Below are 23130 nucleotides of genomic sequence, written 5' to 3' on the forward strand. Positions count from 1 at the left end.
GCCGCCTAGCGTCGCCGCCATGAACGCCACCACCACGCGCGGTGCGCTCCTGGCCGCGCTCGCCTGTGTCCTCGTCGGCGGGTCCTTCACCGCGAACAGCGTCCTGGGCCACTACCCGTACGCGGGCGGGCAGTTCCTGCGCTACGGCCTCGCCTGCCTGCTGCTCCTGCCGCTGGCCGGCAAGAAGGCGACGGCACGGCTGCGCGAGCTCGCGCCCCGCCAGTGGCTGCGTCTCGCGCTGCTCGCCGCCGTCGGCATGGTCGGCTTCAACCTGGCCGTGATCGCCGCGGAGCCCGCGGTGCCGGGCGTCTTCGTGGGATGCGCGCCCGTCGTGGTCGCCGTGGTGGTGCCGCTTCTGGACGGCCGCCGGCCCCAACGCACGGTCCTGTACGGGGCGTTGCTGGTCGCCTGCGGTGCCCTCACCGTGCAGGGATGGGGGCGCACGGACGGCACGGGGATCGCCTTCTCCGCCTGCGCGCTGGCCGGGGAGGTCGGGTTCGCCGTACTCGCGGTGCCCGTTCTGCGGCCCCTGGGCCCCCGGCTGCTGTCCGCCACGGTGTGCGGCATCGCCGCGGCCGAGTCCGCGGCGGCCGGGCTGCTCACGGACGGCACGGCGTGGCTGCGGTGCCCCGACGCCACCGAGACCGCCGCGCTGCTGTGGCAGGCGGCCATCGTCACCGTCGTCGGCTTCGTGTGCTGGTACATGGGCATGCAGCGGCTCGGCGCCGAGCGCGCGACGCTGTTCTCCGGTCTCATCCCGGTCGCCGCCGCCTGCACGGCCCCACTCGTCGGAACGGGCTCCTACGGGGCCGCCCAGGCCCTCGGCAGCGCCCTGGTGGGTGCCGGGGTCGCCCTGGGATCCGGTGCGCCGGCCCGCGGGCGCACCGCCTCAGCGGCTGCGCTCGGGAACGCGGCTGCCGTCGAGGATGACGCGGGCGACCAGCGCCGGGTCGTCGTTCATCGGGCAGTGCCCGCAGCCGGGCAGCCGCACCAGCCGGGCCCGGGGGATGATCCGCTTGGCGCGCACCCCCTGACGGCGCACGAGCAGCATGTCCCTGCTGCCCCAGCCCACGGTGACCGGAATGCCGGGGAGGTCGTCGGTGAACTGGACGGTGCTGCCCGCCCGGAGGGTCGCGTCGAACCCGGTCGCCTGCGCCAGGGCCAGCGTCTCGGCGACCACGGCCTCGGGTGAACGGCGGGCCGGGCGGGCGTAGATCGTGCTCGTCAGCATCGTCCGGCCGGCCGCCGAACGCGACAGCTGCTGCACCAGGGGCAGCGGCAGCCGCCGCGCTATCCGCCGCATGGCCATCAGCACGCCGAACGCGTAGCGCCGCTCGCTCTCGGTCCAGAACCCGGCCGGGGACAGGGCGGTCACGGACCGCACGAGCTTCTCGCGGCCCAGCTCGAGGCCGATCAGACCGCCCAGCGAGTTGCCCGCCACATGCGGGCGGTCGAGCTCCAGGGCCGCGCAGAAGGCGCCGAACACGGCCGACGTCGTGGGCAGGTCGTAGGCGAGTTCGTCCGGCAGACCGGGGGAGGCCCCGAAGCCGGGCAGGTCCACGGCGATCACGTCGCGCTCGGTGGCGAGGATGTCCACCACCGGGTCCCAGACCTGCCGGTGGTGACCGATGCCGTGGAGCAGGAGCAGCGGTTCGCCGCTGCCCGCGCGCGCGTAGGAGACGGTCACGGGCTGCGGTCCGCGTGGGGAGGGGACCTTGAAGGAGACGGTGGCGGACATGGGGGTGCTCCTCGTCTGGGGCTCGCTGACGGACGCGCTGTAGACAGCTTGTCAGCAATTGCTACCGACGGGTAGCCCCTGGCGGCGGGCAACCGCGCCCGCATCAACGACCGCGGTGGAACTCCATGTTGAAGTGCGTCATCCCCAGGGTGCGCATGAGATCCAGCCACAGCGGCATGAACATCTCGACGCCGCGCGAGGCCGCGATGCCGCCGAGGTCGAGCACCCGGTGCTCGGGCCAGCCGAACTCGCCGAGCATGCGGATGACCTGCTCCTTGGCGTCCGCGTCCTGCCCGCACACGAAAATCTGGTGGTCGCCGGGCACCAGCGAGGGCTCCACCATCACGTCACAGTTGACGGTGTTGAGCGTCTTCACCACGCGCGCGTGCGGAAACGCCCGCTGCACCTGTTCGCCCACGCTGTCCGACCCGACCGGGTCCAGCCGTACCTGCCCGTCCTCGAAGGCGATGGCGTTGGAGACGTCGACGAGGATCTTCCCGTCCAGGTTCGCCGCCCCGGCCGCCTCCAGCGCGGCAAGGGTCACACGGCCCCCGACGGCGGAGACGACGACCTCCGCGGACGAGGCGGCCTCCTCGAAGGTGCCGGCCCGCGCCCCCGCGCCGGTCCCGCGCGCCCATTCCAGGGCGGCCGGATTGTCCTTGGCGCGTGAACCGAGCGTCACCTCGTGGCCGAGCTCCACCAGCTTGCCGCCGAGCGTCCGCCCCACCATGCCCGTTCCCAGAACCGCGTACCGCATGGTCGCCTCCGCAACGTTGCCGCCGACCGTCGGCGGCCCGCGGGCCATTCTGCTCCGGGACACGCGGAATTCTCCTGGACATGTCCGGGCGCGTCGCATGGGATGGAGTGGTGACCACCGACACCGAGACCGACGTCTTCGAAGAGCACCGCCCCGTCCTGATGGGGGTCGCCTACCGCATGCTCGGGCGGGTGGCCGACGCGGAGGACGTGGTCCAGGAGGCCTGGCTGCGCTGGTCCGGCGCCGACCGCGGGGACGTGCGCGAACCGCGCGCCTACCTGGTGCGCATCACCACGCGCCTCGCCATCGACCGCCTGCGCCAGGTGAAGGCCCGCAACGAGGCGTACGTCGGCCCGTGGCTTCCCGAGCCCTACCTGACCGACTTCGGGGACGGCGTCCCGGACACCGCCGAGCGCGCCGTGCTCGCCGACTCCGTCTCACTGGCCGTCCTCGTCGTCCTGGAGTCGCTGTCGCCGCTGGAGCGAGCCGTGTTCGTGCTCCGGGAGGCCTTCGGCTACCCGTACGCGGACATCGCCGCCATGCTCGACCGCGGCGAGGCGGCGGTGCGCCAGCTCGCAGGGCGGGCCCGCAAGCATGTCGACGAGCGGCGGCCGCGCTACGAGGTCGATCCCGCCCGGCGCCGTGAGCTGACCGAGCGGTTCCTCGCCGCCGCGGGCGGCGGCGACCTGGAGGGGCTCATGGCGCTGCTCGCGCCCGACGTGCGGCTCGTGGGCGACAGCGGCGGCAAGTCCCGTGCCCCGCTGCGCGTCCTGGAGACCTCCGACAAGGTGGGCCGCTTCCTCATCGGCGCCGCCCAGAAGGGCGTGCCGGACGTGTCCTTCCAGTTCATGGAACTCAACGGCGGCATCGCGGTCGTCGTCCTGTCCGCCGGCAAGCCCGACAGCGTCTTCCAGGTGGACATCTACGAGGGCCGCATCCAGTCGGTCTACATCATGCGCAACCCGGACAAGCTGCTCTCCCTGGTCGTCTCCTAGAGCGGAGGGGGAAGCTCCGTTACGAACGCCGTGTGAACACTGCGCGGCGGGCGCCCCGTGCCGTGCCCACCGGGATCGAGGATTGGTCTTGACCAAGGGTTTGGGCCGCCCTATGGTCGCAGATAAGTGCAACAACCTTTAATAAACAAGGGCGCTAAAACGCCGCCGGATCACGGCGATTGCGGAGGACAGGGTGGGGACCACGCAGTTGGAGACGGTGCCGGAACCGAAGTACTGGCATCTCAAGACCGTGCTCAGCGAGGCATTGGATTCCGAGTTCTCCGTGGGCGAGATCCTGCCCAACGAACGCGACCTGGCGGCCCGCTTCGGCGTCGCCAGGGCCACGCTCCGCCAGGCCCTGGAGCAGCTCGAACTGGAGGGCCGGCTGCAGCGCCGCCGCGGTGTCGGCACGACCGTCGCCCCGCCGCGCGTGGGTGTCGCGGTCGGCACGGAGCAGCACGCGTGGCCGGGAGCCGCCGACGACGTCTGGCAGGCCGTCGACAGCGCGCACACGGCCGCGCCCGCGGCCGTCGCCGCTGCACTGGAGATCGCCCCGGACGAGGCCGTCCACACGGTGCGCCGCTCCCGTACGTCCCACGGCCAGACCGTCGCCGCGGAGCTGCTCTACATCCCGGCGTCCTCGGTGCCCGACCTGTCGGCCATAGACGCGCCGTCCGGACCGGCACGCGCGCGTGCGGTGCTGCGCGAGCTCCAGCGGCTCGAGCTGGAACGCCGGGACAGCTCGGTGGAGCTGGGCTCCGCGCGCGCGGACGACGCCAAGGAACTGGACCGGCTCCCGGGCGCGCCCGTCCTCGTCGTCACCACGCGCTTCCTCGCCGAGGGCCGCACCGCGGCGCTCTCCGTGGCCACGTACCGCGCGGACACCTGCCGTCTGACCTTCGGCGACTCGGGCGGCGTGGAGATCCACCAGGGACCCGAACGCCAGGCGTCCTGACCGTCGAGTCCACCCGCTGTGCCCCGGAGCCACTCCGGGGCACAGCGCTGTGCGCCGCTGCTCAACGGCGCGCCGTCACCGTGCCCTCCACCGCGAACAGCTGCTCCTCCACGTGGTCCAGGGCGAGCCTCAGCGCGCCGGTCGCCACAGCGGCCTCCCCGAGGAGCGACAGGGCCACCTTCGGCGGGCGCAGGCAGTAGCGCGCCAACTCGCGGCGCAGCGGATCCAGTACGCCGTCCAGACCGGACGCCCAGCCGCCGACGACGACCAGCTCCGGATCGAGGGCGAGGACGAGGGCGGCCACGTCGTGGACGAGCCGCTGGATGAAGCGCTCGACGGCCGCGCGGGCCCGCTGGTCGCCCTCGCGGGCCTGCGCGAAGACCTCGGCGACGGCCTGCTCGTCGAGCGGGTGCAGGGGCTCGTCCGTGGTGGACAGCAGCGTCTCGGGTGTCACCTCGCGGCCCAGCAGATGCAGCGCGCCGATCTCGCCGGCCGCCCCGCCGTATCCGCGGTGCAGCTGCCCGCCGATCAGCGAACCGGCCCCCGGGCTCAGCCCGGCGAGCACGAAGACGATGTCGTCGGACTCGGTGGCCACGCCCTTCCAGTGCTCCGCGACCGCCGCGGCGTTGGCGTCGTTCTCCACCAGCACCGGGCACTTGAAAGACCGGCTCAGCCGCTCGCCGAGGGCCAGTCCCGTCCACTCCGGCAGCGCCGCGCACAGCCGCACGGTGCCGTCCGCCTCGACGATCCCGGGCGAGGCGACGCCCACGGCCCGCAGCGAGCCGCGCGAGACCCCGGCCCGGCGCAGCAGCTCCGCCACCGTCGTGCGCGCCCGATCCAGGCGCTCTTCGGCGGGAGCCGACTCGTCGACGTCCTTGCTCGCCGAGCCGAGCACCCGGCCGTCCAGGTCCGCCAGAAGCGCGGCGACACGGTGGGAGCCGATGTCCAGGCCCAGCAGATGTCCGGCCTCGGCGCGGAACCTGAAGCGCCGGGCGGGCCTTCCCTGCCGCCGTACGAGGCTCTCGTCAGCCGCCTTCTCGACGACGTAGCCCGCCTCGATGAGACCCTCGACGACACCCTCGACGGTCGGCCGGGACAGTCCCGTCACCCGGGTGATCTCGGTCAGAGTGGCCGCGTCCGTGGCACGCAGCGCGTGCAGCACCACCGCGGAGTTGATCCTTCGCAGCAGTGAGGGATCCCCGCCGGTCAGCTGCCCCAAGGTCCCGTCCTCCCAGCTCGTGCGCGTGTTGGCCGGATGGTACTCGGCACGGGGGACCCCGGCGAGTGCCAGGGGTGACCGACACACCGGCCGGTCCGTACGCGTGGGTGGCCGCCGGGTGAGCCGGGTGCCGCGAACCGGGACGTCTGACGCGCCGCCAATTGTCAGTGCCGGGCGGAATACTGGATCACATGGACATCGCGAAGTGCCTCGACCTCGTCGACGAGTTGTGGGACCGGGACGTGGGCGGGGCCGCTCCCGGCATAGTCGAGTTAGCGGTGAGCGGCAGTGAGTGTCCGGGGGGCCGCCTGACGGCGGAGGACGTCTATGCCCTGGAAGGGGCCCTCACCGAGCAGTTGACCACCCGGCGAGGAGCGGCGGCCCGCTGGGGGACCGGGACGCTCCAGGAGCGCATGAGCCGCGGCGGGGAGATACCCGAGCCCTGGGCGGGACTCGCTCTCCAGGCGGTGGAGCTGCGGGCCTGGAAGAACGCCCGCGGCCGCTGGCTCATCATCACCGTGGCAGACGCCGACCCCGAGTCCGAGGTACGGCTGCTCCTCGCCGTTTCGGACGTCGTACCGGACTGACGGGTCAGGCCTCCGCCGCCACCCGCAACCGCCCGAACTCCTCCGCCATCGTCGCCGCCGTCCAGTGCGCGTTCAGACCGCTCGGATTCGGCAGCACCCACACCCGCGAGTCCCCGATCATCCGCTCCTGGGGCCCCACCTGCGCCTTGCGGTCGCCGAACGCCGCCCGGTAGGCGGTGACCCCGACCACGGCCAGCCAACGCGGCCGTATCCGCGCCACCTTGAGCGCCAGCTGCCGTCCGCCCTCGCGGTACTCCTCGGCCGTCAGCTCGTCGGCCCGCGCGGTCGCCCGCGCCACGACGTTCGTGATCCCCAGCCCGTACGACAGCAACTCCCGCTGCTCGGACGGCTTCAGCAGCCTCGGGGTGAACCCGGACAGGTGCAGCACCGGCCAGAACCGGTTGCCCGGCCGGGCGAAGTGGTGACCCGTCGCGGCCGTCATCAGGCCCGGGTTGATGCCGCAGAAGAGCACGTGAAGGCCGTCCGCGACCACGTCAGGGACGAGACGGTCGCGAGCGGCCTCCAGTTCCGCCTGGGTGAAGCGGGTCAGAGGATCGCCCCCGGCGTGTAGCCCGCGGCCTCCGGGTGCTGCTTGACGATCTCCTCGATACGGCCGACGAGGACACCGACCTGGTCGGCGGCCGCGCCCGTGAAGGACAGCTTGTCGGCCATCAGCGCCGCCAGCTGCTCGCGGTCCAGCGGCAGCCGCTCGTCGGCGGCCAGCTTGTCGAGCAGGTCGTTGCGCTCGGCGCCCCGCTCGCGCATCGCGAGCGCCGTGGCGACGGCGTTCTCCTTGATCGCCTCGTGGGCGACCTCGCGGCCGACACCCGAGCGCACCGCACCCATCAGCACCTTCGTGGTGGCGAGGAACGGCAGGTAGCGGTCCAGCTCGCGCGCGATCACCGCGGGGAAGGCGCCGAACTCGTCCAGCACGGTCAGGAAGGTCTCCAGCAGACCGTCCAGCGCGAAGAACGCGTCGGGCAGGGCCACCCGCCGCACCACCGAGCAGGACACGTCGCCCTCGTTCCACTGGTCGCCCGCCAGCTCACCGGTCATCGACGCGTAGCCGCGCAGGATCACCATCAGGCCGTTGACGCGCTCGCAGGACCGCGTGTTCATCTTGTGCGGCATCGCGGAGGAGCCGACCTGGCCCGGCTTGAAGCCCTCGGTCACCAGCTCGTGCCCCGCCATCAGCCGGATCGTCTTGGCCAGCGACGACGGCGCCGCCGCGACCTGCACCAGCGCGGTGACGACCTCGTAGTCCAGCGAGCGCGGGTAGACCTGGCCGACCGAGGTGAACGCCTGCGAGAAGCCCAGGTGCCGGGCGATCCGGTCCTCCAGATCGGCGAGCTTCGAGGCGTCCCCGCCCAGCAGGTCCAGCATGTCCTGCGCCGTGCCCACCGGGCCCTTGATGCCGCGCAGCGGGTAACGGCCGAGCAGTTCCTCGACCCGGCCGTGCGCGACGAGCAGCTCGTCGGCGGCGGTCGCGAACCGCTTGCCGAGCGTCGTGGCCTGCGCGGCGACGTTGTGCGAGCGGCCGGCCATGACCAGCTCGGCGTACTCGCCCGCCAGCTTGCCGAGCCGCGCCAGCACCGCCACCGTGCGGTCCCGCATCAGCTCCAGCGAGAGCCTGATCTGCAGCTGCTCGACGTTCTCGGTGAGGTCGCGGGAGGTCATGCCCTTGTGCACGTGCTCGTGCCCGGCGAGATCGTTGAACTCCTCGATCCGGGCCTTGACGTCATGCCGCGTGACCTTCTCGCGCTCGGCGATGGAGGCCAGGTCGACGGTGTCGAGGACACGCTCGTAGTCGGCGATCGCCTCGTCCGGCACCTCGATGCCGAGGTCCTTCTGGGACCGCAGCACGGCGAGCCAGAGCTGCCGCTCCAGCTTCACCTTCTGCTCGGGCGACCAGAGCGTGGCGAGCTCGGCGGAGGCGTAGCGTCCGGCGAGGACGTTCGGGATGCGGGGCTTGGCGGGCGCAGAAGTCACGTAGACGGATTCTACTGGCGATTCGTGCAGGCCAGCGCCGCGCCCCCCTTCGTCGGAAGCTACGAGATCTGCGTCACCACGGCTGGGACTCGGCCGGCTCCGCCAGTACGCAGGTGATGGCGATGTACCGGACTCATCTGCTGGAGCGCCCCGAACTGCTGGAACTGCTCCCGGACCTGCGCGGGCGGACTCCGGCCTGCTGGTGCGCGCCCGAGCCGTGCCACCGGGAGCGGCGGCCGACGTAGACGATCCCGGCGGGGGCGGGTTCGAGGCGGGACCCCATTCGTGGATGCGGCCCCGGACGTTGGTCACCCGGGTGGTCACGGCCGGACGCTACGCCGCCGGGCCCTCGTAGGGCAGGAGTTCGGGGCGCTTGGGCGGCAGTCCGTCGCCGGAGGAGCGGCCCGTGAGGCGGCGGCCGATCCAGGGCAGGAGGTGCCGGCGGGCGAAGCGGACGTCCGCCACGCGCCGGCTGGCCCACCCGGGAGGCGGTGTGATCGCCATCGGTGTGTGCCACTCGGCGTCCTCGGGGGAGTAGCCGAGCTTCTGCCACACCGCTTCAGCGACCCTGCGGTGGCCCTCGGCCGTGAGGTGCAGCCGGTCGACGTCCCACAGGCGGGGGTCGCCGAGCGAGGGTGCTCCGTAGAGGTCGACGACCACCGCGCCGTGGCGGGCGCCGAGCTCGTCGACGGTGTCGAACAGTTCCTCCATGCGCGGCCGGAAGCGCTCCAGGACCGGTCCGCGGCGGCCCGGGCTGCGCATCAGCACCAGCTGCTCGCAGGCCGGGGCGAGCCGCTCCACGGCCTCGGTCAGCAGGCCCCTCACGCGCCCCATGTCGCACTTGGGCCGCAGGGTGTCGTTGAGGCCGCCCACCAGGGTGATCACGTCGGGCCGCATGGTCACGGCCACGTCGACCTGCTCGTCGACGATCTGCTGGATCAGCTTGCCGCGGACCGCGAGGTTGGCGTACCGGAAGCCGGGGGTGACGGCCGCCATCCGGCCGGCGAGGAGGTCGGCCCAGCCGCGGTAGGAACCGTCCGGCAGCAGGTCCGACATGCCCTCGGTGAAGGAGTCGCCGACCGCGACCAGGCTGGTGTGAGTGGGGTTCTTCTGCATGGCGAGAGCGATGGTAACCCGGTTCCATACCCGCCGGTCGGTCGGCCCGGAAGCCCTCGCCGTCACGCTCAGGCCCGCTGGCCGAACAGCTCCCGCAGTACGTCCTCCATGGTCACCAGGCCGGCCATCCTGCCGTCGTCGCCGAGGACGGCCGCCAGGTGCGTGCGGCTGCGGCGCATGGCCGTGAGCACGTCGTCCAGGGGCGTGCCCGCGCGGACGCGTGCGATGGGCCGCATGTCGTCCACGGGGAACGGCACGTCCCTGCCGAAGGCGTCGAGCGCGTCCTTGACGTGCAGGTAGCCGACGATGCGGCGCCCCTCGTCCACCACGGGGAAGCGGGAGAAGCCCGAGCGGGCGGACAGCCGTTCCAGTTCGTCCGGTGTGACGCCCACGCGCGCGTGGACGACGCCTTCCAGGGGGAGGACCACGTCGCGCACCGGGCGGCGGCCCAGCTCCAGTGCGTCGTGCAGCCGCTCCCGGGCGCGCTCGTCGATCAGGCCCGCCTCGCCGGAGTCCCGTACGATCCGGGCCAGCTCGGCGTCCGAGAAGGTCGCAGCGACCTCGTCCCTGGTCTCCACCCGCAGCAGTTTCAGCAGTGCGTTCGCGAAGGCGTTGATCGTGAAGATCACGGGGCGCAGGGCGCGGGAGAGGGCGACCAGCGGCGGGCCGAGCAGCAGCGCGGTGCGCACCGGTTCGGCGAGGGCGACGTTCTTGGGCACCATCTCCCCGAGCAGCATGTGCAGATAGGTCGCCAGGGTCAGCGCGATCACGAAGGACACCACGTGCCCCGCGCTCGCGGGCACGCCGACGGCGTGGAAGACCGGCTCCAGCAGATGCGCGATGGCCGGCTCGGCGACCACGCCGAGGACCAGGGTGCACAGCGTGATGCCGAGCTGCGCGGCCGCGAGCAGTGCGGACACGTGCTGGAGGCCCCACAGGACGCTCCTGGCCCGCCGGTCGCCGTCCTCCGCGTGCGGTTCGATCTGCGAGCGGCGTACGGAGATCAGCGCGAACTCGGCGCCGACGAAGAAGGCGTTGACGACGAGGGTGGCAAGACCGATCAGCAGCTGTACGGCGGTCATCGGGCATCCCCCTGCCCGTCCTTGGCCCGGGCTTCGTCGTCGAACGGCGCGTGCAGCAGGACCCGTGCGGCCCGGCGCCCCGAGGCGTCCACGACGTCGAGCCGCCATCCGGCGACCTCCACGCGGTCGCCCACGGCCGGGATCCGGCCCAGCTCGGCCGCGACGAGGCCGGCCAGGGTCTCGTACGGGCCCTCCGGGGCCCTGAGCCCGACGCGCGCGAGCTGGTCCACGCGCGCCGAGCCGTCGGCCGAGTACAGCGCGTGGCCCTCGTCGTCGCTGCCCGCCGGAGCCAGGTCGGGCGTCTCGTGCGGGTCGTGCTCGTCCCGCACCTCGCCGACGACCTCCTCGACGATGTCCTCCAACGTGGCCACACCCGCGGTGCCGCCGTACTCGTCGATGACGACGGCCATCGTGCGCTTGCCGGAGAGCCGGTCGAGGAGCCGGTCGACGGTGAGGGTCTCCGGGACCAGGAGCGGTTCGCGCATCAGCTCGGCGACGAGGGTGCGGGTGCGGCGCTCGGCGGGTATCGCGAGGATGTCCTTGATGTGGGCGGTGCCCACGACGGCGTCGAGCGTGCTGCGGTAGACCGGGAAGCGGGACAGACCGGTGGCCCGGGTCGCGTTCGCCACGTCCTCGCAGGTGGCCTGGACGTCGAGGGCGATGACCTGCACGCGCGGCGTCATCACGTTCTCCGCGGTGAGGTCGGCGAGGTTGAGCGTGCGGACGAACAGCTCGGCGGTGTCGGGCTCCAGGGCGCCCTCCTTGGCGGAGTGCCGGGCCAGTGCCGCCAGTTCCTTGGGGCCGCGCGCGGAGGCCAGCTCCTCGGTCGGCTCCAGGCCGAAGCGGCGCACCACGTGGTTCGCGGTGTTGTTGAGGTGGGAGATGAAGGGGCGGAAGGCGGCGCTGAACCAGCGCTGGGCGTTGCCCACCCGCTTCGCCACCGGCAGCGGTGAGGAGATCGCCCAGTTCTTGGGCACCAGCTCGCCGACCACCATCAGGAACACGCTGGACAGCGCGGTGCCGAGGACCAGGGCGAGGGAGCTCGCCGCCGAGGAGGAGATGCCGAGGGCTTCCAGCGGGCCCGCGATCAGCTTGGCGATCGACGGTTCGGCGAGCATGCCGACGACCAGGTTGGTGACAGTGATGCCGAGCTGGGCGCCGGAGAGCTGGAAGGTCAGGTTGCGGACGGCCTTCAGGGCGCCGGACGCGCCCCGCTCACCGCGCTCCGCGGCTCGTTCGAGCTCGCCGCGATCGACCGTGGTCAGCGAGAACTCGGCCGCGACGAAGGCGCCACAGGCGAGCGAGAGCAGGATCGCCACCAGCAGGAGGAGCACTTCGGTCATCGGGTCACCTCCGTCCCATCGTCGGACAGGGGAGAGAGGAACGCGCGACGTCGTGCGGTGCGCGGACTACTGGGGGGTTCGCCCATGGGCGGACGCTCACACCTTTCATGCAGGACCGGGTGATCCTCGCGGGGAGGACCGGAAGGTCCTCCAATGGTAAAGGATGAGCAAAGTAGGTCAGCAGGTGAGTGGCTTCACCCAGCGCCGCCAGTGCTCCTCGGGCGCGTACCCCGCCGCGCGCCAGGCATGATGCGCGGCCTCGTTGCGCACCAGTACCATCGCGTCCCCGCGCCGTCCGCCGAGTCGTACGAGCCGTTCCTCCGCGGCCGCCAGCAGCGCCGACGCGATCCCCTGTCGCCGCCGCTGCGGGTGGACCGCCAGCCGGTACAGATGGCAGCGCCAGCCGTCGAAGCCGGCGATCACCGTGCCGACGAGCTCGCCGTCCCGCTCGGCGAGGACGAGGGCCTCCGGATCGCGGTCGACCAGGCGCTCCACGCCGTCCCGGTCGTCGCTGATGCTGGTGCCCTCGGCGGCCGTCTTCCAGAAGGCGAGGACGGTGTCGAGGTCGGCGGGCGTGGCGGCGCGTATACGCAGATCGGTCATGCGGGGATCCCATCATGCGGGCCCGGCCCGGTCCCGGAATTCCAGCATCCGGACCGGTGGTCGTCAGCGCCCGCCCAGCTCCGCGACGACCGGCGCGAACGCCTCCATGTACGGCTCCAGGACCGTCAGGTACGTGAAGCCGTACCGCTCGCGCTGCGCCAGCACCTGGGCGACGATCTGCTCGACCGTGCCGATCAGCAGGATGGGCAGGTCCAGAGCCTGCTCGACGGTCGAGCCGACCCGCTCGGCGAGCGGGCCGACCGCGGCCGCGCGGTCCTCGGTCACGGCCACCATCTGCAGGAGCAGGTTCAGTTCGGCTTCCTCCTCGCGGCCCTCGGCCAGCCGCCGGTAGCGAGCCACGCTCTCCTCGAGGTCCCTGGGCGTGACAGGTACCAGCCGCCCGGTCGTGCTCCCGGGCACCGGACGGGCACCGGTGAAGGCCGCGATGTCGGCGTGCTCTGCGGTGAGTTGCATCATCCGGTCGCCGTTGCCGCCGATCATCAGCGGCACGCGCGGCTTCTGCGCCGGCCGCGGCTGATGGTCGTCCGAGCCGAGCAGCCGGTCCAACTCCTCGATCGTGCGCCGCAGATGGTCCACGCGCTCGCGCGGTGACCCGAACGGCAGCCCCGCCGCGTCGTGTTCGGCCTGGACGTAGCCGGCGCCGAGGCCGAGCTCCAGCCGCCCGCCGGTGAGGGCATCCGTGGTGGCCACCTCGCGGGCCAGCAGTGCCGGGTTCCAGAAGCCGGTGTTGAGCACGAAGGTGCCCAGCCGCGGCCGTTCGGTCACGGCGGCCGCGGCGACGAGCGCCGGGAACGGCGCGACCATGCCGAGATGGTCGGGCACATGGATCACGTCGTAGCCGAGCTCCTCGGCCCGGCGGCACTTGGCGTGCCAGTCCCCGGCGGGCGCGGGGCTGGTCAGGCTGACCCCGAAACGGAACGGGCGTGGCATGAACTCTCCTCACCTGCACGTTGCTTGAGCACCAGCCCGAGTTGCTTGAGTACCTGCCCAAGTTGCCTGAGCACCTGCCGCGATTGCGTCACTCGTGCGCGATGGCCGCCAGCACATTCATGCGCGACGCACGCAGCGCGGGCAGCAGCGCCGCCACGATGCCCACCACCGCCGAGCCGATCACCACCGCGACGATCGTGGTCCACGGGATGGCGAGCGCCTTCATGCCCTGCAGCGCCAGCACCTGCTGGGTGCACACGCCCCACACCAGCCCCAGTGCGAGTCCGAGCACCGCGCCGAACACCGCGATCACCACCGACTCCAGCCGGATCATCCGGCGCAGCTGCCGCCGGGCGAGCCCGATGGCCCGCAGCAGCCCGATCTCGCGGGTCCGCTCCACGACCGACAGGGCGAGCGTGTTGACCACGCCGAGCACCGCGATGATGATCGCCAGCCCGAGCAGCGCGTAGACGAGGTAGAGCAGCACCGCGATCTGGTCGTGCACCAGTTTCTTGTAGTCGGCCTGGTCGCGCACCTGGACCTGCGGGTACGGCTTGAGCGTCCGGTCCAGGTTCTTGCGCAGCTGGTCGGCGCCGGTGCCGGAGGACTTGTCGACGTACAGCGCGGAGTCCTGGCCGCCGGGCACGTACTTCTCGACCGTGGAGATCCCGAAGAACAGGCCGCCCTGCATGCCGAATCCGCCGCTGTTGGCCTGGTCGGTGAGGGCGCCGACCTTCAGCCGGGTCCGCTGCCCGCCGGGGAACTCCACCGGCAGCGTGCTGCCGACGCGGACGTGGTGGTCGTTCGCGAAGCCGCGGTCCATGCCGAGGCTGCCGGGCGCCAGCGCGGCCGCCGTGTTCCCGGCCGTGTACGTCACGTGCGCGACCTCGTCCACGCCGTTGTCGTAGCCCGCGGCGGTGGTCTCGACGCGTTTGCCGTCCGGGAGCCGTACGGCGACCGGTGCGAACCGCTGCCGCACCACGACACCCACGCCCTTGGTGCCGCGGACCGCGTCCGTGACCTCCTGCGAGAAGGGCACGAAGTTGCTGTTCTGGATCACGAAGTCGGCGCCCAGCGTCTTGTCGATCTGCTGGTCGAAGGACTTCGACATGGAGGCGCTGGCCACCGACATGCCGCCGACCAGGGCGAGGCCGACCATGAGGGCGGCCGCCGTGGCGCCGGTACGGCGGGGGTTGCGCAGGGCGTTGCGCTGGCTCATCCGGCCGACCGAGCCGAACAACGCCGGGAAGGCACCGCCCAGCACGCGGATGACGGGCCGGACCAGGAGCGGTCCGGCGATCACGGTCGCGATCAGGGTGAGGACCACGCCCAGGCCCAGCAGCGAGGCGGACGAGGCCGTCTTCGTCGCCGTGGCGCAGCCGGCCAGGGCGGCCGCGCCGAGCACGCCGACGACCGAGCCGACGACGGCCCGCGTCCTGAGCGGCTTGCCGACCCCGGCGATCTCGGCGTCCGCGAGGGCGGCCATCGGCGAGACGCCCGCCGCGCGGCGGGCCGGCAGGTACGCCGCGACGAAGGTGACGCCGACCCCGACGACGTAGGCGGCCACGGGAGTGCCCCAACCGACCGCCATCTCCGTGGTCTTGAGGTTCATCCCGAACACGCTCATGAGCTTGATCAGCCCCGCGGCCAGGCCGATGCCGGCCGCAAGGCCCAGCGTCGAGCCGACCAGACCGAGCAGGATCGCCTCGGTGAGCACCGAGCGCCGCACCTGGCGCCGGTCGGCGCCGAGGGCCCTGAGCAGGCCCAGTTCCCGGGTGCGCTGGGCGATCAGCATGGAGAAGGTGTTGACGATCAGGAAGACGCCGACCAGGACGGCGATCCCGGCGAAGCCGAGCATGACGTACTTGATGACGTCGAGGAACCCGCCGAGGTCCGCGGCGGCCGACTTGGCCTGTTCGCCGGCCGTCTTGATGTCGTAGGGGCCGGTGCCGGCCGCGGCGACGACGCGGCGCTTGAGCTGTGTGTCGCTCACGCCCTTCGCCGCGTTCACCTGGATGCTGGTGGCCCTGTCCGCCGAACCGAGCAGCTGGGTCGCCGCGGTCCTCGGGTCGAGGAAGACCAGGGCGGCGCCGGGGTTGGTCGTCTTGAAGGTGGCGATGCCGACGATCCGGACCTTGAAGGTGCCCGGCTGCGCCAGCACGGTCAGCGTGTCCCCGATCTTCACGTGCTTCTTGTCGGCGGTGTCGGCGTCCAGCAGGGCCTCGTCGCCGCTCTGCGGGGTCTGTCCCGAGGTCAGCTCGACGGGGCTGCGGTCGGTGACGTACCAGTCGGAGGCGATGGTGGGCGCCCCGGTGGTCGGCCCCACCGACTTGTTGCTGCTGTCGACGACGGTGATGTTCTGCACGCTCACGTCGGCGTGCACCGAGGCGGCCCCGGGGACCTTCGCCAGGCGCTGCGCGAGCGAGGCGGGGACGGTCTGGGTCTGGCCGGTGGGGACCTGCGACTTGAGGTCCTGTTTCGGCTGCACCGTCACATCGGCGGACGTGGAGGCGAACAGGCGGTCGAAGGTGCGGGTGACCGTGTCCGAGAAGATCAGGCTGCCGGCGACGAACGCCACGGACAGGACGATCGCGAGTGCGGAGAGCAGCAGCCTGCCCTTGTGGGCCAGGAAGCTCCGAAGCGTTGCCTTGAGCACGGCGTCAGCCCTCCTCGGCCGCCGGGGCGCCGTCCTCGAGCTGTCCGCGGATGACGTCGAAGCGCTTCAGGCGCTCCAGCACCGCCTCCGCCGTGGGGTGCTCCATCTCGTCGACGATCCGGCCGTCCCCGAGGAAGAGCACCAGGTCGGAGTGGGCGGCGGCGCCGGGGTCGTGGGTGACCATCACGACGGTCTGCCCCAGCTCGTCCACGGCCTCCCGCAGGAAGCCGAGGACCTCCAGGCCGGCCCGTGAGTCGAGGTTGCCGGTGGGTTCGTCCGCGAAGATCAGCTCCGGCCGGGAGGCCAGTGCCCGCGCGCAGGCCACCCGCTGCTGCTGGCCGCCGGACAGCTGCGCGGGCCGGTGCCCCAGCCGGTCGCGCAGACCCAGTGTGTCGATGACCTGGTCCAGCCACTTCTCGTCGGGCTTCTTGCCCGCGATGTCCATGGGAAGGGTGATGTTCTCGGCCGCGTTCAGCGTCGGGATCAGGTTGAACGACTGGAACATGAACCCGATCCGGTCGCGCCGCAGCCGGGTGAGCTCGCGGTCCTTCAGCCCTGTGATCTCCGTGTCGCCGAGCCAGACCTGGCCGGCCGACACCGTGTCGAGCCCCGCCAGGCAGTGCATCAGCGTGGACTTGCCGGAGCCGGAGGGCCCCATGACCGCGGTGAAGCGGCCGCGCGCGATGTCCACGTCCACCGAGTCCAGGGCGAGCACGGTCGTCTCGCCCGAGCCGTACGCCTTGGTCAGGCCGCGGGCGCGGGCCGCGATCCCGCCGGCCGGCGCATGGCCCGGGACGTGCTCCGCAGCTGATGTGGACAAGGCTGCCTCCTGCTCACGTGGACGTACGACTCCCTCGTTGCGGCCGAGCGTAGTGTGAGCGGGCCCACACCCGGAATCCACCGGGAGTGCTGGTCCCTCTCCACCCCAGGTCGTGCCCCCGATACCGGTGTAAGGGACACGCTCCACCCGCAGGAGGATCGCGTGCCCGTGCTCGGAGGACCACGCACCCGTACAACGGAGGACCACTTGCCCTTGCTAGCACTTCGGCGCTAGCTTCTAGATATGGCGAAGACCCAGTTGAACGTGCGAGTGGACGAGGACACGGCCCGCGCCGCCCGCGAACGCGCCCTGGCCCGCGGGATGAGCGTCAATCGCTACATAGAGGAGCTGGTCAGACAGGACACCGGCGAGGTGGGCCACACCTTCGTGGAGGCCGCCGCCGACTTCATGAAGCAGTACGAGGCCGTGTTCGCCGAGGAGTTCGACGCGGACCGGAAACCCGGACGCAGCGAAGGTCGTCACTGATCCCTTGAGTCATCTCAGCATCGACCTCGCCTGGCTCCTCATGCTCGCCGAACAGAAGACGCCCGGGGATCCCCAGGTCACCGACTGGGGTGCCCTGGTCGCCGCCGTCGCCCGCCATGAGGCGGAGATATTCGACGTCCCCGTCTACGACAGCCCCCACGCGCGCGCCGCCGCGCTGCTCCAGCTCCTCATCCACGTCCCGGCGCTCGAGCGCTCCAACGCGCTGTTCGCCTGCGCCGTGGCGTACGCCTACCTGGTCGCCAGTGGCCTGAAGGTGGCCACCTCGCCCGTGCAGGTCCGCGACCTGGCCCGCCTGGTCAAGAGCGGTGATGCGACGGTCCACGACATCGCCGCCGAGCTGCGCGGCTGGACGACGGTCTGATCACTCCCCGGCGGCCGGATCCTCGGACTCCGGCCGCCAGGCCGTGCCCAGCACGCAGTACGAGGTCGGCAGGACCGGCCCGGTCTCCGGCATCATCGTGCGCCGGTAGGGGCCGAGGACGAACCCTGCCTCGCGCAGGGCGGCGATCGGGTCCCGGCCCACGTGACAGCCGCCGTTGAGCGGCGGCCACACCGTGCGGTCCAGGGCGCGCTGCGTGACATGCATGATCCGGCCGCCGCCCCGGCCGTGCTCGAAGAACCGCACCGTCCCGCCCGGCCGCAGCACCCGCCGTACCTCGGCGAGGGTGCGCCGCACGTCCCGCACGCTGCACAGCACCAGCGAGACGACCGCCGCGTCGTAGCCCTCGCTCTTGACGGGCAGTGCCTCCGCGGCGCCCGGTGCGACGTCGACCGGCACCTCGCAGCGCAGGGCGGCCTCGACGGCCAACTGCCGCAGCCGGCGCTCCGGTTCGATCGCCACGACCTCCGCGACGGTGCTCGGATAGTGCGCGAAGTTCAGGCCGTTGCCCGCGCCGATCTCGATCACCCGCCCGGACAGCCCGGACAGGAGCCGGTCGCGGACGGCGCCCATCCCCATCCGGGTCTCGGCCCGCACGCTGATCCGGGCGTAGCAGCGGGCGAACAGCGGGTGGTGCACGGGATCGCGCGCCACCTTGGTGGCGCCGGGGGACCGCAGCGGCATGGGACCTCCCTCGCAGGACGTTCCTTACCGCGATTCTCCCCCGTGGCGGCCCCGCGCATCCCCGCCGTCGCCTTGTCCCGGCCCGCTCGGCCCGTGGGCTCAGGCGACGAAGCCCCGGACCTGCTCGTAGACGCCGTGGTCGTTGTTCATGTCGGTGTGCGAGATGCAGCCGGCGTCGACGTTCGTGGCGCCGCTCAGCAGAGCCGAGCTGTTCGGGACGACCGCGTCGTCGCAGTCCGACCAGTAGCTCGCGTAGGACACGCTGCCCGGTGTCTCGTCGCCGGAGTTGAGCGAGGTCAGGAACGAACTGCCCGTCTGCATCTCCTTGCAGGACGTGTACAGCCAGGCGCACCACGAGGCGACGGAGGTGCCGTGGTTCACGCCGGCGACCGAGACGAAGTCGTCGACGTACGCCGTTCCGCCGAGGTTCTTCAGGTAGTAACGCGAGCCGAGCACCCCCATCGAGTGAGCGACGATGTCGACCTTGGACGCACCGGTCTGCGCCAGCACGTTCTTGATCTCGGTGGCCAGTTGCTGCGCCGTCGTGGCGTTCGACTGACCCCAGTCGTACGACCACGCGTAGAGCTCGGAGGACGAGTAGCCGTCCGCCTCGAAGTCGGCGATCCAGTCGTTCCAGCTGCTGGAGTCGCTGCTCAGGCCGTGCACGAAGACGATCGGGTCGTGCGCCGCGGCCCGGGCGGGGGCGGCGGACAGGGAGAGGGACAGCAGGAGCGATGCGGCCATGGCCGAGAGTGCCGTGGCGATACGACGCTTGTGGCGCTGCATGGTGCCTCCTGACACGGGTGGTGCTTCCTGACACGGGTGGGTTCGCCAGGAGTGTCGGCCCGGGTCTACGCGCGACGCATCGGTGACATCGCCAGTCTTTACGGTTCAAGTAACTCGCCAGTAACGTCAATTGTGTGGTGACTCCGGTGAACCCCCCACCTCTCGACCGCACTTCGCCACCGCGACGCACGGCGCCCGCTCTCGCCGAGGGCGTCCGCGTACGGGTCCTGCACGCCGTGTACGGCGATCCGCGCGCCGCCGCCGAACTCGTGGCGCGGCTCACCGGCCGCCAGGCGGCCGGGCTCGACCCGCTCCCCGTCGAACCGGCCGAGCAGGCACCGCAGTTGCTGCGCTCGCTCCGCGCCGAGATCCGGTCCCTGCCGGACGGCACCCGCCTCCTGCTGCTCCTCGCCGCCGCAGACCAGTACCCGGTCGCCACCCACGCCTTTCTGCGCGCCGTCGCGGCCGTCCGCCTGGACACCCGCCCGCTGGAGGCAGCCGAGGCGGTCGGAGTCGCACACGCGGGAGCGGGCGGTGTCGTCTTCCGCGACCCCTGGACCAGGATCGCCGCCTACGAGACCGGCTCCCCGGCGGACCGCCGCGACGTCCACCGCCTGCTGGCCCGCGTCCTGCACGGCACCGGTGAGACGCCCCGCCGGTCCTGGCACCGGGCCGCGGGCGCCCTCGGCCCGAGCGGCCGCCTGGCGGCGGAGGCGCGCACGGCCGCGGAACAGGCCCGCACGGCGGGCCAACTCCTTCTGTACCAAGTCCTGTTGGAGCGGGCCGCCACCCTCAGCCCCGACCCGCTCGAACAGTCCCGGTTGCGCACCCGCGCGGCCGCGCACGCCTGGGACGCGGGCGACGCCGACCGTGCCCGCAGGCTTGCGGCCGGCGCGCCGGCCGACGACGCCCTGACGGGCCTGTTCGCGCTCCGCGCGGGGAACGCGACGGAGGCCTTCGACACACTGCTGACGGCTGCCGCCCGGGAGGGCATCCGTGGGCGTTCCGCTGTCGGGGAGTCCGTCGGTGGGGCGTCGGCTGTCGGGGATGGCGTCGGTGCGTCCTCCCCGGCCCGGGAGGGCGTCAGCGGGTCGTCCGCCGTCCGGGAGGGCGTGAGTGGGTCGTCCGCCGTCCGGGAGGGCGTGAGTGGGTCGTCCGCCGTCCGGGAGGGCGTGAGTGGGTCGTCCGCTGTCCGGGAGGGCGTCGGTGTGTCCGTCACCGCCCGGGAGGGCGTCGGTGGGTCCTCCACCGCCCGGCAGGCCGCCCGTGGGGTGTTCGCCGTCAGGGAGGGCGCTCATGGTTCCGCCGCCGCCCACCTCCTCGCCCGCGTCACCGAAGCCGCCATCTACACAGGCGACTTGGGCCGCTGCCGGGAGGCTGCCGTGGTCGCGGGCCGGCTGGGGATCGCGGCGCCCGGCACCCTGAGCGGGCTGGCCGCCGCCTTCGAGGGCCGCTACGAGGACGCGCGGGAGCTGCTGGAGGCGGCGGCCGGCCGGTGCGGGCCCGGAGGGGACCCCACCGATCCCACCCTGCTCGTGCACGCCGGGATTGCGGCGCTGCTGCTCGGCGACGACACCCGAGCCGCCGCCGGCACCGTCAGGGCGGCCGCCGCGGCCCGGGCGCGGGGCGCGACCGCCACCGTGGCCCAGGCCCTTGAGTTCCGTGCCTACGCCGACTTCTGGACGGGGCGCCCGCACGCCGGTGCCGCCACCGCCACGGATGCCCTGCGGCAGGCCCACGCCACCGGCCAGGACAACGGTGCCTGCCATCTGCGGGCCGCCCTCGCCATGTTCGCGGCGGTCACCGGCGACGAGGAGACCTGCCGGGAACGCGCCGCGGCCGCACGGTCGTACGCTCTCGCCCGGGGCCTCGGCCTGCCCGCAGCGCTCGCCCAGTGGGCCCTCGCCTTCCTCGACCTCGTGAGCGGCCGCTACGCCGGCGCCGCGGCCCGCCTGCGCGCCCTCGCCGGCTTCGGCCCGGGCCACGGCCACCGCGCCGTGCGGCACCTCGCCACACCGCACTACGTCGAGGCCGCCGTCCGTACCGGTGACACCCGCGTCGCCCGGGCCGCCCACGCCGACTACCACCGCTGGGCCAGCGCCGTGCGCAGCCCCGACGACCTGGCACTCAGCGCCCGCTGCCGGGCCCTGCTGGCACCCGGCGCGGAGGCCGTCGAGCACTACCGCACGGCGCTCGACCTGCACGCCCGCGGAGCCCGCGACTTCGAACGGGCCCGCACCGAGCTCCTGTTCGGCGGGGCGCTGCGCCGGCTTCGGCACCGTACGGAGGCCCGGGACCGGCTGCACAGCGCCCTGGAGGCGTTCGACAGTTTCGGCGCCCCCCACTGCGCGGCGCAGGCCCGCGCCGAGCTCCGCGCACTCGGGGCGCCCGCCGGCCCCGTGCGCAGCGGCGACGCCCCCACCGCGCGGCTGACGGCCCAGCAGCTCCTGATCGCCCGCATGGCGGCCGACGGCGCCACCAATCGCGAGATCGCCGCCCGGCTCGCCCTCAGCCCCCGCACCATCGACCACCACCTGCGGGGTGTGTTCGCCCGGTTGGGCATCCGCGCGCGGATCGAGCTGGTCCGGCTGCTCGGTGACGGGGACGCGGCCCGATGACGCGGCCCCGCGGCGCCCGGGCCGATCTCAACTCGCCGTGTCCTCCTCGCCGGTTGTCCCCGTCCGGTCGCGCCACCTGCGCCCTCACCCGCCCGGCTCCTCCGAATGGCAGATCAGTCGTTCATCGTCATGATCTCAATACGGAGTATGGTGACAAATCGGAAATAGTCTGCTCTTCGCGAACGTGTGCACACGCCGCACCACGGCTCACACGACGAACGACGAAGGGTGTCGACATGCCAGTGCCCGGCCGCTCGAGGCGGCGTCCGTCCCGGCTCGTCCTCGGCGCCCTCGCCGCGTCGGCCGCGCTGCTCGCGACCACCACCGGCCCGGCCACGGCCGTCGCCACCGAACCCGCCGACGGGGGCGGCCCGTCCGCGATCAGCACGTTCTCGACGGGCTATCAGACGCCCTGGGACATCACGTTCATGCCGGACGGCCGCTCGGCGCTGGTCACCCAGCGCCTCGACCACCAGGTCTTCCGCCTCGGCCTCGACGGAAAGAAGACGCGGGTCGGCGAGGTGCCCAACACCGTCCCCGAGCCCTACGACGACGGCCCCGGCGGCCTGCTCGGCGTCGCCCCGTCGCCGACCTGGGACGGCAAGAAGGACAAGCAGGTCTTCTTCGTGCACACCACGAGGACCGAGACCCGCGTCGTGAGGATGGACTACGACGGCAGGTCGCTCAGCCACTACAAGGTGCTGATCAAGGGCATCAAGCGGATCGGCAACCACAACGGCGGCCAGATCCGCTTCGGCCCCGACGGATACCTCTACGTCACCACCGGCGACGCCTACACGCCGCAGCTCGCCCAGGACCGCAAGTCGCTCAACGGCAAGATCCTGCGGATCACCAAGACCGGCGCCGCGGCTCCGGGCAACCCGTTCGGCGACCGCGTCTACAGCCTCGGCCACCGCAACCCCGAGGGCCTCGCCTGGGACCGCAGCGGCAACCTCTGGGAGACGGAGATCGGCGACCAGACCTGGGACGAGCTCAACCTGATCAAGCCGGGCGGCAACTACGGCTGGCCCACCTGCGAGGGAGGCTGCGACAAGCAGGGCATGACCAACCCCGAGGTCGTCTTCTCCCCGAAGTGGGGCGTGCCCGCCCAGATCGCCGTCGTACGCAACGTCCTGTACGTGTCGTCGCTGCGCGGCAAGCGGCTGTGGCGCATCCCGATCGACGGCGACGGCCGCCTCGGCACGGCGGTCGACTTCTACCCCGGCCAGTACGGCCGCCTGCGCGCCCTCGCCGTGGTGCCCGGCACGGACGACCTGCTGATCGGCACGAGCGACGCCGGGTACGGCAAGGACAAGATCCTGCGCCTGTCCATCAAATGACCCCG

The 23130-nt window shown here is 72.5% G+C and carries 22 protein-coding genes and 1 pseudogene; 9 read left to right on the top strand and 14 right to left on the bottom strand.

Going from position 1 to position 23130, the window contains the following annotated elements; all coding sequences use genetic code 11:
* Nucleotides 1-19: 19 nt before the first annotated feature.
* Nucleotides 20-844, top strand: a pseudogene (locus ACIBN2_RS00740) (EamA family transporter); the annotation flags it as partial.
* A gap of 45 nt (nt 845-889) precedes the next feature.
* Here ACIBN2_RS00740 and ACIBN2_RS00745 read toward each other — a convergent pair.
* Nucleotides 890-1738: an alpha/beta fold hydrolase gene (locus ACIBN2_RS00745; protein ID WP_399131873.1), complete on the bottom strand. Its 849-nt coding sequence runs from the start codon at nt 1736-1738 to the stop codon at nt 890-892.
* A 103-nt stretch (nt 1739-1841) separates the two neighbouring features.
* On the bottom strand, nt 1842-2495 hold the full coding sequence (locus tag ACIBN2_RS00750; RefSeq protein ID WP_399132852.1) for an NADPH-dependent F420 reductase: 654 nt from the start codon (nt 2493-2495) through the stop codon (nt 1842-1844).
* Nucleotides 2496-2605: 110 nt separating this feature from the next.
* Between ACIBN2_RS00750 and ACIBN2_RS00755 the strand changes: the two genes are divergently transcribed.
* Together ACIBN2_RS00755 and ACIBN2_RS00760 are read left to right on the top strand one after the other, a co-directional pair.
* Nucleotides 2606-3490, top strand: a complete 885-nt coding sequence (locus ACIBN2_RS00755; protein ID WP_399131874.1) for an RNA polymerase sigma-70 factor — start codon at nt 2606-2608, stop codon at nt 3488-3490.
* A gap of 193 nt (nt 3491-3683) precedes the next feature.
* Complete coding sequence (locus tag ACIBN2_RS00760) at nt 3684-4445, top strand: GntR family transcriptional regulator (protein ID WP_399131876.1); 762 nt, start codon at nt 3684-3686, stop codon at nt 4443-4445.
* Between the two features lie 61 nt (nt 4446-4506).
* Here the strand turns inward: ACIBN2_RS00760 and ACIBN2_RS00765 are convergent, their stop codons facing one another.
* Nucleotides 4507-5664 (bottom strand): ROK family transcriptional regulator, encoded by a 1158-nt coding sequence (locus ACIBN2_RS00765; protein ID WP_399131877.1) that lies wholly within the window; start codon nt 5662-5664, stop codon nt 4507-4509.
* 191 nt (nt 5665-5855) lie between these two features.
* Here ACIBN2_RS00765 and ACIBN2_RS00770 point away from each other — a divergent pair, with 191 nt between their 5' ends.
* Complete coding sequence (locus tag ACIBN2_RS00770) at nt 5856-6251, top strand: hypothetical protein (protein ID WP_399131878.1); 396 nt, start codon at nt 5856-5858, stop codon at nt 6249-6251.
* A gap of 4 nt (nt 6252-6255) precedes the next feature.
* On the opposite strand, the gene mug is transcribed toward ACIBN2_RS00770, so the two are convergent.
* On the bottom strand, nt 6256-6801 hold the full coding sequence (mug, locus tag ACIBN2_RS00775) for a G/U mismatch-specific DNA glycosylase (RefSeq protein ID WP_399132853.1): 546 nt from the start codon (nt 6799-6801) through the stop codon (nt 6256-6258).
* Nucleotides 6798-8240 carry an adenylosuccinate lyase gene (purB, locus tag ACIBN2_RS00780; protein WP_399131879.1) on the bottom strand — a complete coding sequence of 481 codons (1443 nt, stop codon included), beginning with the start codon at nt 8238-8240 and terminating at the stop codon, nt 6798-6800. The genes mug and purB overlap by 4 nt, the downstream gene beginning before the upstream one ends.
* A 68-nt stretch (nt 8241-8308) precedes the next feature.
* Here purB and ACIBN2_RS00785 point away from each other — a divergent pair, with 68 nt between their 5' ends.
* A complete protein-coding gene (locus ACIBN2_RS00785) occupies nt 8309-8485 on the top strand; it encodes a DUF4326 domain-containing protein (protein WP_399132855.1) in 177 nt (58 codons plus the stop codon).
* Between the two features lie 88 nt (nt 8486-8573).
* On the opposite strand, the gene ACIBN2_RS00790 is transcribed toward ACIBN2_RS00785, so the two are convergent.
* From ACIBN2_RS00790 to ACIBN2_RS00820, 7 genes are all read right to left on the bottom strand, one after another.
* Nucleotides 8574-9356: an SGNH/GDSL hydrolase family protein gene (locus ACIBN2_RS00790; protein WP_399131881.1), complete on the bottom strand. Its 783-nt coding sequence runs from the start codon at nt 9354-9356 to the stop codon at nt 8574-8576.
* Between the two features lie 68 nt (nt 9357-9424).
* On the bottom strand, nt 9425-10438 hold the full coding sequence (locus ACIBN2_RS00795; RefSeq protein ID WP_399131882.1) for a hemolysin family protein: 1014 nt from the start codon (nt 10436-10438) through the stop codon (nt 9425-9427).
* Nucleotides 10435-11781 carry a hemolysin family protein gene (locus ACIBN2_RS00800; RefSeq protein WP_399131883.1) on the bottom strand — a complete coding sequence of 449 codons (1347 nt, stop codon included), beginning with the start codon at nt 11779-11781 and terminating at the stop codon, nt 10435-10437. The genes ACIBN2_RS00795 and ACIBN2_RS00800 overlap by 4 nt, the downstream gene beginning before the upstream one ends.
* A gap of 177 nt (nt 11782-11958) precedes the next feature.
* On the bottom strand, nt 11959-12384 hold the full coding sequence (locus tag ACIBN2_RS00805; RefSeq protein ID WP_399131884.1) for a GNAT family N-acetyltransferase: 426 nt from the start codon (nt 12382-12384) through the stop codon (nt 11959-11961).
* A gap of 63 nt (nt 12385-12447) precedes the next feature.
* Nucleotides 12448-13335, bottom strand: a complete 888-nt coding sequence (locus tag ACIBN2_RS00810) for an LLM class F420-dependent oxidoreductase (protein WP_399131885.1) — start codon at nt 13333-13335, stop codon at nt 12448-12450.
* A gap of 88 nt (nt 13336-13423) precedes the next feature.
* Nucleotides 13424-15991, bottom strand: a complete 2568-nt coding sequence (locus ACIBN2_RS00815) for an ABC transporter permease (protein ID WP_399131886.1) — start codon at nt 15989-15991, stop codon at nt 13424-13426.
* A 4-nt stretch (nt 15992-15995) separates the two neighbouring features.
* Nucleotides 15996-16811 (bottom strand): ABC transporter ATP-binding protein, encoded by an 816-nt coding sequence (locus ACIBN2_RS00820; protein ID WP_399131888.1) that lies wholly within the window; start codon nt 16809-16811, stop codon nt 15996-15998.
* Between the two features lie 243 nt (nt 16812-17054).
* On the opposite strand from ACIBN2_RS00820, the gene ACIBN2_RS00825 reads away from it, so the two are divergent.
* A complete protein-coding gene (locus tag ACIBN2_RS00825; protein WP_399131889.1) occupies nt 17055-17297 on the top strand; it encodes a toxin-antitoxin system HicB family antitoxin in 243 nt (80 codons plus the stop codon).
* Nucleotides 17298-17301: 4 nt separating this feature from the next.
* Entirely contained in the window at nt 17302-17679 is a 378-nt protein-coding gene (locus ACIBN2_RS00830; protein WP_399131890.1) for a fic family toxin-antitoxin system, toxin component, read from the top strand.
* Here the strand turns inward: ACIBN2_RS00830 and ACIBN2_RS00835 are convergent, their stop codons facing one another.
* Nucleotides 17680-18381, bottom strand: coding sequence for a class I SAM-dependent methyltransferase (locus ACIBN2_RS00835; protein WP_399131892.1), 702 nt, complete (start codon nt 18379-18381; stop codon nt 17680-17682).
* A gap of 99 nt (nt 18382-18480) precedes the next feature.
* Entirely contained in the window at nt 18481-19167 is a 687-nt protein-coding gene (locus ACIBN2_RS00840) for an esterase/lipase family protein (RefSeq protein WP_399131893.1), read from the bottom strand.
* 137 nt (nt 19168-19304) lie between these two features.
* Here ACIBN2_RS00840 and ACIBN2_RS00845 point away from each other — a divergent pair, with 137 nt between their 5' ends.
* Both ACIBN2_RS00845 and ACIBN2_RS00850 read left to right on the top strand, forming a co-directional pair.
* Complete coding sequence (locus ACIBN2_RS00845) at nt 19305-21785, top strand: LuxR C-terminal-related transcriptional regulator (RefSeq protein WP_399132856.1); 2481 nt, start codon at nt 19305-19307, stop codon at nt 21783-21785.
* A gap of 236 nt (nt 21786-22021) precedes the next feature.
* Nucleotides 22022-23125: a PQQ-dependent sugar dehydrogenase gene (locus ACIBN2_RS00850; RefSeq protein ID WP_399131894.1), complete on the top strand. Its 1104-nt coding sequence runs from the start codon at nt 22022-22024 to the stop codon at nt 23123-23125.
* Nucleotides 23126-23130: the final 5 nt, after the last annotated feature.

The organism is Streptomyces sp. NPDC050534, assembly GCF_044457745.1.
Taxonomy (GTDB): Bacteria; Actinomycetota; Actinomycetes; order Streptomycetales; family Streptomycetaceae; genus Streptomyces.

Excerpts from the sequence above, each read along its gene's own strand:
- ACIBN2_RS00795 (WP_399131882.1), bottom strand. The coding sequence starts at position 10,438 with ATGACCGCCGTACAGCTGCTGATCGGTCTTGCCACCCTCGTCGTCAAC.
- ACIBN2_RS00800 (WP_399131883.1), bottom strand. The coding sequence starts at position 11,781 with ATGACCGAAGTGCTCCTCCTGCTGGTGGCGATCCTGCTCTCGCTCGCC.
- ACIBN2_RS00835 (WP_399131892.1), bottom strand. The coding sequence starts at position 18,381 with ATGCCGCTGCGGTCCCCCGGCGCCACCAAGGTGGCGCGCGATCCCGTG.
- ACIBN2_RS00810 (WP_399131885.1), bottom strand. The coding sequence starts at position 13,335 with ATGCCACGCCCGTTCCGTTTCGGGGTCAGCCTGACCAGCCCCGCGCCC.
- ACIBN2_RS00805 (WP_399131884.1), bottom strand. The coding sequence starts at position 12,384 with ATGACCGATCTGCGTATACGCGCCGCCACGCCCGCCGACCTCGACACC.
- ACIBN2_RS00850 (WP_399131894.1), top strand. The coding sequence starts at position 22,022 with ATGCCAGTGCCCGGCCGCTCGAGGCGGCGTCCGTCCCGGCTCGTCCTC.
- ACIBN2_RS00745 (WP_399131873.1), bottom strand. The coding sequence starts at position 1,738 with ATGTCCGCCACCGTCTCCTTCAAGGTCCCCTCCCCACGCGGACCGCAG.
- ACIBN2_RS00750 (WP_399132852.1), bottom strand. The coding sequence starts at position 2,495 with ATGCGGTACGCGGTTCTGGGAACGGGCATGGTGGGGCGGACGCTCGGC.
- ACIBN2_RS00770 (WP_399131878.1), top strand. The coding sequence starts at position 5,856 with ATGGACATCGCGAAGTGCCTCGACCTCGTCGACGAGTTGTGGGACCGG.
- ACIBN2_RS00840 (WP_399131893.1), bottom strand. The coding sequence starts at position 19,167 with ATGCAGCGCCACAAGCGTCGTATCGCCACGGCACTCTCGGCCATGGCC.
- ACIBN2_RS00790 (WP_399131881.1), bottom strand. The coding sequence starts at position 9,356 with ATGCAGAAGAACCCCACTCACACCAGCCTGGTCGCGGTCGGCGACTCC.
- ACIBN2_RS00825 (WP_399131889.1), top strand. The coding sequence starts at position 17,055 with ATGGCGAAGACCCAGTTGAACGTGCGAGTGGACGAGGACACGGCCCGC.